Consider the following 13,280-nt stretch of genomic DNA (forward strand, 5'->3'; position numbering starts at 1 on the left):
AGTTTACCTGAGTTTCATTGATTACTTTCGAAGCATATTCTAATGTACACCAAACGTTTCGCAATCTTTCTCCTGGGCATATTAAGTCCCGTCCTGCTGCATGCACAGTCGCATGCAAACGGAAAAACCTATCGTCCCAAACTGGTGGTGGGAATTGTAGTAGAAGACATCCGGCCCGATTACATCGACCGTTATTGGGATAAGTTCCGGACAGATGGTTTTCGACGACTGGTCAACCAGGGATTTGTTTGCCGGAACAATCACATCGATAATCTTATTCAGCGCCCGTCCGTTGGAATGGCCACACTTTTTACCGGTGCCGCTCCATCGTTAAACGGAATTGTGAACGATCAGTGGATCGACCGGTTGAAGAAGAAAGTAATCAACTGCACACACGACGACTATTACACCACGGTTGGTTCGAACAGTGCGCAAGGCGACCGTTCAGCCATGAAGCTGATGACGCCAACCATTGGTGATGCCCTGAAAATAATGACGAACGGGAAAGCTAAAGTTTACAGCGTGGCATTGAATGCCCCGGCTGCTATTTTTTCGGCGGGTCATTCAGGCGACGGAGCTTACTGGTTCGACACGGAGAGTGGCAATATGATTTCCAGTTCGTACTATGTAGAGAATTTCCCCGACTGGGCTTTCAACTTCAATAGTCAAAAACTGGCTGACGATTATCTCAGCCGGAAATGGGAGACCTTGTACCCCATTTCAAATTACACCGAAAGTATTTCGGACAATTACATTCTTGAGCCCGGTTATTACGATAAATGGAATACATTCCCCTACGATCTTTCCAAAATTCAAAAACGTTCAGGCGATTACCGCGTGTTAAAAACCACTCCTTTCGGGAATCTGATGGTTTCGGACTTTGCCACTTCACTCATTGCCAACGAAGGACTTGGACAGGACAGTGTCCCCGATATGCTAACCGTAACGTTCTCTTCGATGGACTACGAACGGAATTCATTTGGTCCGGCTTCTGTTGAAATGGAAGATACGTACCTGAGAATGGATCAGAATATTGCGCACCTGCTGAATTACCTTGACAGAACAGTTGGTAAGGACAATGTCGTTGTGTTTTTGACCGGAACGTCCAGCGCATCGTATCCTTCTTCTTATCTCAAAGAAGAATTTCATATGCAGGCTGGAACCTTCAATCCGGAAGGAGCCGTTGCACTATTGAAAGCCTATCTCAACATTAAATACGGGCAAGGCAACTATGTGGAGACCTACATGAACCAGCAGGTTTACTTCGATCGTGATCTCATTAGCGAGCGAAATATCGATTTGGCTGCCATGCAAAAAGACGCAGCTACTTTCTTAAACCAATTTCAGGGAGTGGCCAGTTGCCGCGCAGCATCCGACCTCGAATCGGTCAACTTACTGGGAAGTGCATTCGCTCCATTCCAAAATAGCTACAATCCCAAACGCTCAGGAGACGTGCTTCTTCGGTTTGAGGAAGGTTGGCAACCCAAAGAAAAATACCGCCGCATCGATTACACCGAAAATAGCCAGGTCCCTTTAATATTTTGGGGTGGGCATGTAAAACACGGAACACTGAACCAACGCACCAATATTATGGATGTGGTTCCAACACTGGCTGATTTCCTCGGAATTATGCCTCCCAATGCAGCCAGAGGCAGCATTATCAATGTCAGAAAGTAGTATTCAACTCAACGTAAACTTATTAAGCCGGCACATAAATACCGGCTTCTTTTTTGCTACTTCATCTTAAGAAATTCCCACTCGAACGTTAAACAACTGTTAATCAACAGGCCACAACTTGATTTATTTCGGATTATTCTGTAATTTAGAAAGTTGCATGGCATGGTGAAGAGAAAAAAGAAAAAGGAAGTATCATCAACTGTTTGCAAACAACAAGCCAACGACCAAACTTTTATCCTGTATTTTAATGATTTGCTTACCTGATTTATTCAGGAATACATGAGCGACCGGAAATCTGTTTCAGACTGTAATTTCACGCCATCTAACGGCAATTGAGTGGGAATCCTTCGCTTTTCTCAACGCCTGTGTCTATCATATTACGACTATTTACAAATTCAATTATTAACTTAAAATTATTCACATGACACATGCCGGAACCATATCGATACCGGATATCGATTTTGACTACAAAATGTGGAAAAACCGGATTGCATTTTTACGGAACAAAATCCGTTTATACCAATCCCGGATTAAGGAGTTGAAGGCGGCATCACCTGAGTGGAAACACGAGCAAAATCTATTGGAGCTGGAATTGGCATTTCACAGTCTGCGCAATGATTTAATCGATGTTTTAAATGAAATCAAGGTACAGGAAGAGCAAATTCCGTCACACGCACCAGATTATCCAATCAGTGAAACCCACCAGGATTTTGATTCGCACGAAAACATTAACCTGATGATGAAAGATGCTTCGATGAAGATGGACGAACTGGAAAGAGCATTTCTTCCCTACCGCCTGTGAGGTAGATTTTCTTTTTATTAACAGACGTTCAGTCCTTTTAACCAGACTGACACGTAACTTTACAGCAATATTCTTAGAGATATTTAAAACGATTAGGGCTGTAAAAAAAGAGGATGGTCATTTGATCATCCTCTTTTTTGTTTTTTATTCTCCGCTTTCCAGCGAATATTCTTTCAAATAGCTTTTCGGCGTTTTTCCGTAAGCTTTCTTAAATGCTTTAATAAACTGACTGATGTTTGAATATCCCAGCGAATATCCAACTTCCTTCACCGAGTATTCACGCGAAATTAATTGCAGGCGGGCCACTTCCATCCGCGCTTCCAACCTGTATTGATACACCGATTTTCCGAATACCTGCTTAAAGGTTTTGTGCAGTTTGCTCTCACTCATCACGGCAATGGATGCCAACTCCGGAATACCGGGATGTGCATTCAAATCAGACAGAATTTGTTCACGCACCTGAAGTATGCGGGTAATATCGTCGGGCTTGGCTGTAAATTCAAATTTCCCCTGGTATTTTTCCTCCAGGCTATCCAGCAACAAGCTGATAAACTCTAGAGATTTTCCATGGAGGAATATTCCCCTTACGGAAGAATTTACCGATGGAGAAATGAGTTTGGCCGCTATTTTTTGCAAATCGGGTGTAATCGGATGCTGCAACAGGAACGGGCGCCCTGAATAGAAAACGCCTTCCAAGTATTCATTATCAATGTCCGGAAAGAATTCGCGCACCGAAGGTGAAGAAAACAGCAGGGTTACTACCGAAGTCGTTTTTCCAACCTCGAAGCCCAGCAACCTGCTTTGCTCTGCCGATCCAAAGAAAACCCCGTTGGTGGCAACCATATTTGGTCCGAGTCTATGATCGTTGTAAAACAGTGTCGACTGATCCTTTTGATTGAAAAGATGAATCTGAAAGTATCCTTCCATAAAAGACGGGACCTTTAATAAAATGGAAGGGACAGGTTCCTTCAGTTTCAACTCAGTAATGGCTGCATAGAACGAAGGAGTAAATTCCACCAGTTCAAAGAAGCCTTCACCCATCGATTGAGGGATAATAACCTTGTTTCCTTTTATTTCACCACCGGTCTGCTTGGCAAAATCGCTTAACCAGTCGCTAAGCTTTGTCGATTGAATACGGAAGTTCATTATTCATCCATTTTTGATAGAAAACACTCATGAAACCTAAAAGGTTTATGACTTATGCAATATACTGTATATAATTAGAAGAATATCTGCATATGTTTAATAACAAATCATCCTCTTATGTCAATTTAATGATTAATAGTGATTTCTGGTAATAATCTCCTCCGCATTTTTTCTCAGCTTTTTCCGAAGAGGTTTATCTGTATATCCTAAAGTTATGATTAACGGAATACGTTTACTGTCCGGAACTCCCAGTGTATTACGAACTTTGGCTTCATTAAACCAGCCAATCATACAGCTTCCCATTCCTTCCGCGGCTGCGGCCAGACAAATATGTTCTGCAACAATTCCGATATCCATCAGCGGGAAATGCTTCTTTTTTATCCACCCACCGGCTTTGGAAGTAAAGTTTGGCTTCTCTTCTACGATAACGATTGAAACCGGTGCCTGCCATGAAAAATGGTTCATTCCCAATGCGCGACTCGATGCGGCTTCAGCAATTTTATGCCGTTTGTCTTCATCATCAACCACAATTAAATGCCAGGGTTGCGCATTGCAGGCCGATGGAGCCAACCGGGCACACTCCAGAATCCGTTCCAGCTTCTCCGGTTCGACGGGCTTATCGGTGTAAGAACGATCGCTTTGGCGTTGGGTTACCAGCTGCAGAAAATTCATATCGAAACCATTTGGATACAAACAAGAAAAGCAGCTCCGAAAACCGGTAACTGCTTTTCCCTCATTTGTAAGTTATATTACTTCAGTAAATCAAGCTTAACTAAATCCTGTACATCGAGCATTCCGACCGGTTTGCCGTCCTGTACAACTACAAGGTTATCTACCTGGCTTTCCTCGATCAGACCAGCTGCTTCTTTCAGCATGGCCTTTGAATCGATGGAAAGTGGATTTGCCGTCATGTGCTTTTCGATCTGCTCGTGCAGGATATCCTGCCCATTATCGCGAAGCTGGCGACGCAAATCACCATCGGTAAAAATACCTTCCAGTTTGCCGTCTTTGTCGACTACCGAAACGGCACCCAAACCGGACTCACTCATTTTGATTAAGGCTTCCATCACCATTGCAGACTTCTCAATCACCGGATTATGATCAGAAATCACCTCTTTCACCTGCATGGTAATCATTCGGGTATCGGCAACAAACTGGTCTGTTCCCACTTTCGTGAAATTGTTATCAGCCAGTTTCTTCATAACCTTCCACGGGATGGTAATGTTATGAGCTCCCAGCAACATTGCATTGCGGATGTGCTCAGCATGACGCACTGATGAAAACATCAGCTTCGAATCATATCCATAATGATTAATGGTTTCGACGATATCCCCAACCAGCTCCAACGCATTATGTCCCTGGTCCTGCATCCGGCCAACCAAAACACATACGTAATTAGCGCCGGCAGTAAGTGCCAGCAACGCTTGTTGAATATTATAAACAAGGTGAATGTTCACCATGATATCTTCGTCGCGCAACATTTTGCAAGCGCGGATTCCTTCCATCGAAACCGGAATCTTAAAAACAGTTTTCTTTTTGTCTAGCCCCAGTGCCAATTGCCTGTGAGCCTCTGCGACAATATCTTCAGCCTTTTCGCCAAGCGCCTCAATCATCAGTACCGGCACCATTTTCGACAATTTCACAATGGCGCCGTCAACGTCTGTCAGGCCATTCAGGTGCATGAAAGTCGGGGTGGTTGTAACGCCATCGATGAATCCAAGCTTGAGCGCTTCTTCAATTTCTTCGAAGTTGGCTGAGTCAAGGAAAAATTCCATTCTTTGCGAGTTTATTTGTTTAATTAATCACGATATTTTACTTCCAGATCATGGAACTCGATGAGCGGCTTCAGGAACGATTCCACATCATCGATACACATCTGACTGGCAGCGTCACATAACGCTCTCGAGGGATCAGGATGGGTTTCGAGGAAGAGACCATCGATACCTGCAGCAACACCAGCCCGTGCCAATGTAGGAATAAATTCCCTTGAACCACCTGCCGGATCGGCACTTGGGATTCCATATTTACGGATGGAGTGAGTTACGTCGAAAATAACCGGGTATCCAGTTTGACGGAGATGATAGAAACTCCTCGGGTCAACAACCAAATCGTTGTAGCCGAAAGTGTAACCGCGTTCCGTCAGCAAAATCTGATCGTTTCCGGAACCCACCGCCTTTTCAACCGGTTTGATCATGTTTTCAGGCGCCAGAAACTGTCCATGTTTAATGTTAATCACCTTTCCGGTTTTGGCTGCCTCGACAACCATCGTGCTCTGCATGCAGAGGTAGGCCGGAATCTGAATGATATCGACCACATCGGCCGCCATTTTTATTTGTTCCGGATAATGCACATCGGTAATGATAGGCACCTGGAACTGTTCCTTTATTTTCCGAAGAATTTCGAGGCCACGTTCCATTCCCGGTCCTGAATAAAATTCGAGCGAACTCCGGTTGTCTTTCTGGAAAGACGATTTGAATACGAGCGGAATGTTCAGTTTCTGTGACAGGTCAACCAGAAATTCAGCTGTGACCATCATTGTTTTGACGTCTTCCACCACGCATGGTCCGGCAATTAGAAACAATTTATCGGAGCCACAGGCAATATCACCAACGTGTACTATTTTCTTATCCATGGTACCAAATTTACATTTTCATGTATAAATCCCTGAGTTTTTCGCGGGTAATTACTTTTTCCCACTCGGGACCAGCCACGTGCGCCCACATGAAAGTCAATGTCAGAGCCACATCCACCATCTTCTCGATATCTTCGGAAGAATAATCTTTTAAGACACCTTTCGGCAGATCCACTTTGTTTATCTCCATCATCTTGCGGAATTCTTTCACTTCCTCCGGATAGAACTCATCCAGCTGGTTGAAAACAATACAGTTTCCGATTCCGTGGTGAATTCCGGTTACGGTAGCCAATCCATACGAAATAGCATGGCAGGCCCCCACTTCGGAATAAGTTAGCGAGAGTCCACCCAGATAAGAGGCGACCATCAGTTTTTCATCATTTTCCGGTGTGCGGCTATTTCCCGAAAGGAAAATTTCCTGACATAGTTGTAACGACTCACGACCAAGAGAAGCTCCCATGACTGTTTTCCGGTTTCCGTTCAGTGCCTCCACATTATGAATGTAACAATCCATCGCAGTGTAGAAATGCTGCGGATCGGGAACTGAACTAATCAGATCCGGATCAAGTACGACCTGGTCAGCCGGAGTAAAATCGCCTTTAATTCCCAGCTTCTTTTCCGGACCAGTTAAAACGGTCGTCATCGAAACTTCGGCACCGGTTCCTGAAATGGTCGGTACCACCGTACAATGAACACCTTTGTTTTTAATCAGGTCCAAGCCCTGGTAACGGGCAGATGAACCGGGATTGGTAAACATGAGACGGGTCGCTTTGGCATAGTCCATCACGCTTCCGCCGCCGATTCCGACAACCGAAACAGGAGCCATCCCCTTCTCGTTCATCACCTCTTCAACCAAAGCATCCACCACTTTTGTTTTTGGCTCGTCAGTTACATCCATAAAGCGGATCAAATCCCCATTTTTCATTGGAATTCTTTTCACCAGGTCTTTCCCTTCGAAATATTCGTCGAGCAGAAAAAGAACATAGGAACCAGCGTCAACTCGAAGCGGTTCGAAGATATCATCTAACTGAGCAAATGCGTTCCGGCCGTAAAGTACACGGCCAACGGCTTTATAATTCCTGAGCATCCATTATTTGTTTAGTGCGCTTTGCAGTGCAGTTCTTAGTTTCGCTTGCAACTCTTTTACTTTTTCATCACTCCAGTTCACCATAATCTGAATCATTACCAGACGTTCCATAATGGCATCCGTTCCAGGTAATGAGAGATTCTCGTAATCGGGCACATTATCCACAGCAGTCAACGGCAGCGGATAAATCGATTTCAGCTTTTTCAGATGCTCCCATTGTCTGTGATAATGGAAATTGTTCTGATACCAGTAAGCCGAACCAATTCCCTGCACCTGAATCGCGTCGAATACAGCGCGTGCTTTTGCTGCATCCGGCAGGAAGAAGCTCAGGAAAGTAGCTGAATCGCCTTCCGGATCAGGCACTTCTCTGAGTTGAATTTCGTCGAACTCACCGAGTACTTCCTTCAATGCAGCCTGATTTTTCCGCTGCTGTTCAATAATGTATGGCAATTTACGCAATTGTGCCAAAGCAACTGCTGCGTGTAGCTCCGATCCGCGGAAATTAAATCCGAGTATCGGATGCTGCTCTGCGCCGCGGTTATTCCCAATGTGATCGTGTCCATGATCGGCGTACATGTGTGCTTTTTCAAACAACTCATCGCTATTCATGGCTACAGCACCACCTTCACCTGCAGTGATGATCTTGTAAAAGTCAAATGAGAACGCAGAAACATCACCAAATGTTCCGAGCATTTTGCCTTTATAGCTTCCGCCTAATGCCGGAGCCGCATCTTCAATCAGTTTCAGGTTATGTTTTTTACACACCTCAACGATTTCGTCCATGCGCCCCATTGACCCGAAAACCTGGATGAGTAACACGGCTTTGGTTCTTGGCGTAATAGCTTTCTCAATTGCTTCGGGACTCAAACACAAAGTCTCGTCAATATCAGCAAATACAGGAACACCACCGGCCATCAACACCGCTTCTATAGGTGCTATAAACGTATATGGAGGCACAATTACCTCGTCGCCAACACCGATACCGCTTACTGCCAGCGAGATGGCATCAGCCGCGGTCCCGCTGGAACAGAAATGGGCGTGCTTGCTCCCCAGATATTTGGCGAACTCCTGCTCAAATGTTTTTGCTTTCCAGATATTTTTCCGTTGGTCATCGTGATTATAGCGAAAGAGAATGCCTGTCTCCAGCACATCCATAACCTCTTTTTTCTCCTCCGCACCGAAAAGTTCCGTTCCGGCCATAATAATTATGTTTTAGATTATTTTATTTAAAGATTGTTCAGAAATTCCAGGATTACAACAAAGGGGATGCTTTGCTATTTAAGTAGAAATGAAAGTAAATAATTGCATCATGAAACGTGGATTTTGGTCTCTCTAAAATTAACTAACATATTTTTGATAGGAAAGCCTCCAACTTATTTTTTTCCGGCGACGATTATATAACATAAAAGAGGGAAATACCACGAAGATATTTTCCCTCCAACTTCCATGATTGACTTATAATTAGAAGGTCAAAAACTCCATTTCAAACGGGCAAACCATGCCTTTCCATAATCGCCAAACTCTGTTCCTGAATTGCCCTCAAACAGCTGTCCCATAACAAAGAAATCCAGGTTATCAGTAATGGAAAGCGTCACGCCAGGTCCAAGATAGAATGAGCCATCGCCCGGATTAACAATCGAAGAAAAATCGGCATTGATGAGCGGAGTTACCGGATAACTGACCTGTCCAAAAAGTGACCATTTAGCCAGCGACAACATTTTTGCAGACAGGTTGGCGTTCATCAGGTAATTCATCCCGCCGGCCGGTCCGTTTGTACCATGGCTATTGTAAAGAACACTGCTGTGAATATAGAGACTGTTGGTAAACGTATAATCAGCCGATACGGAAGCTACTGTCGATGCGAACGAGACATCCTTCTTGTCGGGCAACGGTTCAAAATGTGTGATTTCACCCCGAAAACCAGCTCCGTGAATATCGCCGGCCCAACCGGTTCCGACAATCCAGTCCGTACCAACCCAGCCACCGATGATCTGAAAATCGTAGTTATGTAGATTGAAACGGTAACGCCCCGCCAGTGCCATTTGATCGCTGTTACGACCTCCTTTGTAGACCAACTCTGCTGAGGACATTACCCCGGTGTAACGGGTAATTTTAATTGCATCCGTTCCAGGCCGTTCTTCGTAATCGAAATCAAAATAGTCGAAAGCATTGAACACATCGTTTGGATTCCATACCAGGTTGATTCCCCAGTTGATACGTTGCCGGCCGACACGAACATTCCACTTATTAAAATTCATATCGAAATAAATCCGGTCAATCGTCGTATTCACAAACCAGCCTTTCCCGGTAGCCCAGTTCCACGACAAATCCATCCATCCATTGTCCTTTTCAATCATGCTGGCATATTCCGGATAATCATTAATAAATTTTCCGGAAAACAACCGATTGCGAAACTCAAAAGTGGTGGTTAGCCACGAATTGGTGTACCACTTAAAATTCAACCGGTTGTGCAGCAAGTTGTAGGTAATATTATCGAACGTCTGATTCGGGCCAAGTGTAACCGGTGTCTTCAGATTATAAAAGGTTTGCATATCCTTTATGTATCCGTTGAAGGCAAGTTTACTGTCCTGAGCTGACACCTTTCCAATAATGCCAACCAGCGCGATTAATACCAGATATTTAAAAAATCTCCTTAACAACATTTCATCTACCCTTTTAAAATGTTGGCCATTTACTCGTTCGAATTGCTTGCTCCCACTTTTTCCCTCACTTCGTCCGAAATCACTTTACCATCTTCGAGGACAATTACGCGGTGCGCCTTTTTCACTACGCGGGCATCGTGCGTTGAAAACACAAAGGTGATATTTTCTTTGTGGTTCAACTCTTCCATTATATCCAGCAGATTCTCGGTAGAATGAGAGTCAAGATTAGCCGTCGGTTCATCGGCCAGCACATAGCGGGGCTTAGAAGCAAGTGCCCGGGCTACAGCGACACGTTGCTGCTGTCCGCCGGAAAGCTGTCCGGGACGACTATTCAAACGGTCTCCCAGTCCTACCGCTTCCAGTAATTCCCTGGCACGCGCATGTCGTTCAGCACTCGGAACTCCCTGCAAGTGCATAATAAACTCGACGTTTTCCAGAGCCGTTAACACCGGAATCAAGTTATACGACTGAAAGACAAAACCAATGTGATGGAGACGGAAATCAATCAATTCCGAATCTTTCAGTTGGCTCAAATCGGTTCCGTTAATCAAAACCTGCCCCGAGGTAGGACGATCGAGCCCACCAAGCATATTCATCAGGGTCGTTTTTCCTGAACCGGAAGGCCCGACCAATGCCGAAAATTCACCTTCTTCGATGTTCAGGGTAACTCCGTTTACCGCATGGACCTCAACCTGGGTTCCATCGTAAACTTTATGCAAATCATTTATTGTTATAATTGACATGGCTTGACATATTTTACTATTGTTTTGGAGATTATTCAGTTCGTAAGGCTTCCGCCGGATTCAGTTTTAACGCTTTTAGTGCCGGATAGATGGCCGCCACAATTCCGGTGACAAAAACCAGTATCATCACATTAATCGTAATACCCCAGTCGATAATCGGATGGACCGTTGTTCCGTAACCCAACGCTTCAAAACCGGTTTTGTAACTGTCGAAACTGATACCGGTATGATTGGTCCAGATAGTGACCAACAGGCCGATACCTACCCCGATCGTGCCGCCAATAATGCTCATCATCACCGATTCCCACATGATCATCCGAAATACCCGTCCTTTTTTCATCCCAATTGCCATCAGCATTCCCAGCTCTTTCACTCTTTCCAGAATCGCCATCAAAATGGTATTCACAATACCAAAACCAAGCGCCAGCAAAATAATGATGATGAAAACATACAAGTAGTAATCGTACACATCATTGATGTAACCAAATTCCGGATTCAGCTTCTTCCACGTCAATACCTCCAGATTGGGATACATGTCGCTCAACTTGTTCTTTACCTGGTTCAGATATTTCTGACTGGAAAGATGGACGGCTATTTCCTGGGCGGCTCCCTGAGGTAATGCAGCTAGTTGATCCAGGTCCTTGAAGCGAACATAAACGTGTGTCTCATCGAAGCTGGTATTAACAGTTTGGTAAATCCCGGCAATCCGAAAAGCGCCGCTTGTAATGTTTCCTTCATCATCCTGGAAAGTGAGAACAATTTTGGAACGGACATGTACATTCAGCTTCTCAGCCAGTTTTTGTCCGATAACCACAGGATTACGAGAGATTCCTTCGAACCATTTTCCTTTTTTGATATAAGTGTACAAGTTCGAAACTGTTTTTTCTCTGTCTGGATTGGTTCCAATCAATTTCACTCCGGAACCGGTTTCGGCAGAAGCAACCATTGCCTGAACGACAATTCGCGGGCTAACACCATTGACACCTTCAATTTTTTCAATGTCTTTTGTTTTCTGAAAGACATCGTTGATCTGGTATTTTAGTTCATCAGCCTCACGAAATTTGGGATGATGAATCTGAATGTGGCTCACCTCTGTTTCAATACCGCGATTGAGTCGCTCCTTCATCATTCCCTTGGCGAAGCTAACCATGAAGATGCCGGCAAACATTCCAACCACCATCGCCAAAATGACCACCAGGCTCCGTGTTGGATTCCGCCAGATATTTTTCCATGCTACATGTATAATCATGACAGTAATTTTTTCGGTTAATCAATCAGGCCCGCAAGGCTTTGTTTTCTTTCAGTATCAAAGCACTAACAAATGGATAAATCGAGATCACCACAATGATGATGAAAATGATTAATACCTGGAACGTGAATACTTTTGGTGCCAAAGAGAAATACATATAGGGTTCAAATCCCATATCGACCATCATCTGGCCGGCTTGTCCACCTAATTTAATTGGGTGGAAATACTGGTAGTACAAAATGGGTAATGCCGCAAGCGAACCGCTTAGAATTCCCAGCAATCCGATGATGAATGTTTCATAAATCAGCATCCATGCCAAGCGTATTTTCTGCATTCCCACCGATACCATGACTCCAAACTCGCGCCTTCGCTCAGCGACCATCATAATAATGGTTCCCAGAATACCGAACCCGATAACGAGGAACAGGATCATTTTCATGATAGCTCCACTGTCCCGGTCTCCGTTGATTTGCTGTACCAATTCCGGTTGCATTTCGTCCCAGCTCATAATTCGGTACGGACTGTGAATCTTTGCTTTTAGCTCCTTCACGATATGCGGGACTTCGTCGGCTTCATTCACCAACATAGCCAGCGAAGTCAGTAAATGATCTGCAGAATAGAAATTCTGAGCTGTTCCTAAATCCATGTAAATCAACTGGCGGTCGAGTGTTGGCGACGGGTGCTTGAATATTCCCCGGATAGGAAAAAGTCCGGCGGCATTAATTCCGTGATAACCTTGCCCCAGTAAGACCAGCGTATCGCCGACGTCAACCTGGAGATATTTGGCCAGCGTTTCTCCCATCAGAATTCCGTCACTTCCTTTTTTTAAATATTTGCCCCGAACCATCTTCTTGCTGATTTCAGTCAGTTGGTCCTCTTTCTGCGGATCGACTCCAAGCACCATCGCTCCTTTGGTCAGCTGTTTACTGGAAGCCAAAGCAAACGACTCCAGGCGTGGAACCACCAACTGTATTCCGGGAACCGAAGCAATTTTGGTTTTCAGCGAATCGGTCTCTTCGAACGTATTATTGATGGTTTTATTCTCCCAGAAATCTTCATTTTGTATCTGGATATGACCTGAATAGAACCGCACAGCATTCTCAACCATTTTTTCATACGAACCTTCCTGCATCGAGGTCATGTAAGTGGAAAGAATCACCCCGAAAAATATCGATGCGATGGTGATGATGGTCCTCCGCTTATTGCGCCACAGATTGCGCCAGGCCAGTTTTATATCTGTTTTCATGCGTTGGTATTTTTACCTGATTAAATAATCCCCGG

General features: G+C 44.5%; 12 protein-coding genes. 2 read left to right on the forward strand and 10 right to left on the reverse strand.

Features of this window, described 5'->3' with window-relative positions; translation table 11 throughout:
* Positions 1 to 42 precede the first annotated feature (42 nt).
* Both CLV93_RS11950 and CLV93_RS11955 read left to right on the forward strand, forming a co-directional pair.
* Entirely contained in the window at positions 43 to 1,677 is a 1,635-nt protein-coding gene (locus CLV93_RS11950; RefSeq protein ID WP_106542428.1) for an alkaline phosphatase family protein, read from the forward strand.
* Positions 1,678 to 2,098: 421 nt separating this feature from the next.
* Positions 2,099 to 2,479, forward strand: a complete 381-nt coding sequence (locus tag CLV93_RS11955) for a hypothetical protein (RefSeq protein ID WP_106542429.1) — start codon at positions 2,099 to 2,101, stop codon at positions 2,477 to 2,479.
* A gap of 144 nt (positions 2,480 to 2,623) precedes the next feature.
* On the opposite strand, the gene CLV93_RS11960 is transcribed toward CLV93_RS11955, so the two are convergent.
* The 10 genes from CLV93_RS11960 to CLV93_RS12005 all read right to left on the reverse strand — a co-directional run bounded on the left by CLV93_RS11960 (position 2,624) and on the right by CLV93_RS12005 (position 13,245).
* The gene (locus tag CLV93_RS11960) at positions 2,624 to 3,625 is read right to left on the reverse strand and encodes a helix-turn-helix domain-containing protein (protein ID WP_106542430.1); all 1,002 of its coding nucleotides are present in this window, start codon (positions 3,623 to 3,625) and stop codon (positions 2,624 to 2,626) included.
* Positions 3,626 to 3,757: 132 nt separating this feature from the next.
* Positions 3,758 to 4,297, reverse strand: coding sequence for a nitroreductase family protein (locus tag CLV93_RS11965; RefSeq protein WP_106542431.1), 540 nt, complete (start codon positions 4,295 to 4,297; stop codon positions 3,758 to 3,760).
* Between the two features lie 77 nt (positions 4,298 to 4,374).
* Positions 4,375 to 5,400, reverse strand: a complete 1,026-nt coding sequence (locus tag CLV93_RS11970; protein ID WP_106542432.1) for a transaldolase family protein — start codon at positions 5,398 to 5,400, stop codon at positions 4,375 to 4,377.
* 23 nt (positions 5,401 to 5,423) lie between these two features.
* Complete coding sequence (gene kdsA, locus CLV93_RS11975) at positions 5,424 to 6,257, reverse strand: 3-deoxy-8-phosphooctulonate synthase (protein WP_106542433.1); 834 nt, start codon at positions 6,255 to 6,257, stop codon at positions 5,424 to 5,426.
* 10 nt (positions 6,258 to 6,267) lie between these two features.
* Entirely contained in the window at positions 6,268 to 7,344 is a 1,077-nt protein-coding gene (locus CLV93_RS11980; RefSeq protein ID WP_106542434.1) for an iron-containing alcohol dehydrogenase family protein, read from the reverse strand.
* 3 nt (positions 7,345 to 7,347) lie between these two features.
* Positions 7,348 to 8,544 (reverse strand): DegT/DnrJ/EryC1/StrS family aminotransferase, encoded by a 1,197-nt coding sequence (locus tag CLV93_RS11985; RefSeq protein ID WP_106542435.1) that lies wholly within the window; start codon positions 8,542 to 8,544, stop codon positions 7,348 to 7,350.
* 269 nt (positions 8,545 to 8,813) lie between these two features.
* A complete protein-coding gene (locus CLV93_RS11990; protein WP_106542436.1) occupies positions 8,814 to 10,007 on the reverse strand; it encodes a hypothetical protein in 1,194 nt (397 codons plus the stop codon).
* Between the two features lie 29 nt (positions 10,008 to 10,036).
* On the reverse strand, positions 10,037 to 10,750 hold the full coding sequence (locus CLV93_RS11995; protein WP_106542437.1) for an ABC transporter ATP-binding protein: 714 nt from the start codon (positions 10,748 to 10,750) through the stop codon (positions 10,037 to 10,039).
* Positions 10,751 to 10,781: 31 nt separating this feature from the next.
* Complete coding sequence (locus CLV93_RS12000; protein WP_106542438.1) at positions 10,782 to 11,999, reverse strand: ABC transporter permease; 1,218 nt, start codon at positions 11,997 to 11,999, stop codon at positions 10,782 to 10,784.
* A 25-nt stretch (positions 12,000 to 12,024) separates the two neighbouring features.
* Positions 12,025 to 13,245, reverse strand: a complete 1,221-nt coding sequence (locus CLV93_RS12005; protein WP_106542439.1) for an ABC transporter permease — start codon at positions 13,243 to 13,245, stop codon at positions 12,025 to 12,027.
* Positions 13,246 to 13,280: the final 35 nt, after the last annotated feature.

Origin of the sequence: Prolixibacter denitrificans (assembly GCF_003014495.1) — a bacterium.
GTDB lineage: Bacteria > Bacteroidota > Bacteroidia > Bacteroidales > Prolixibacteraceae > Prolixibacter > Prolixibacter denitrificans.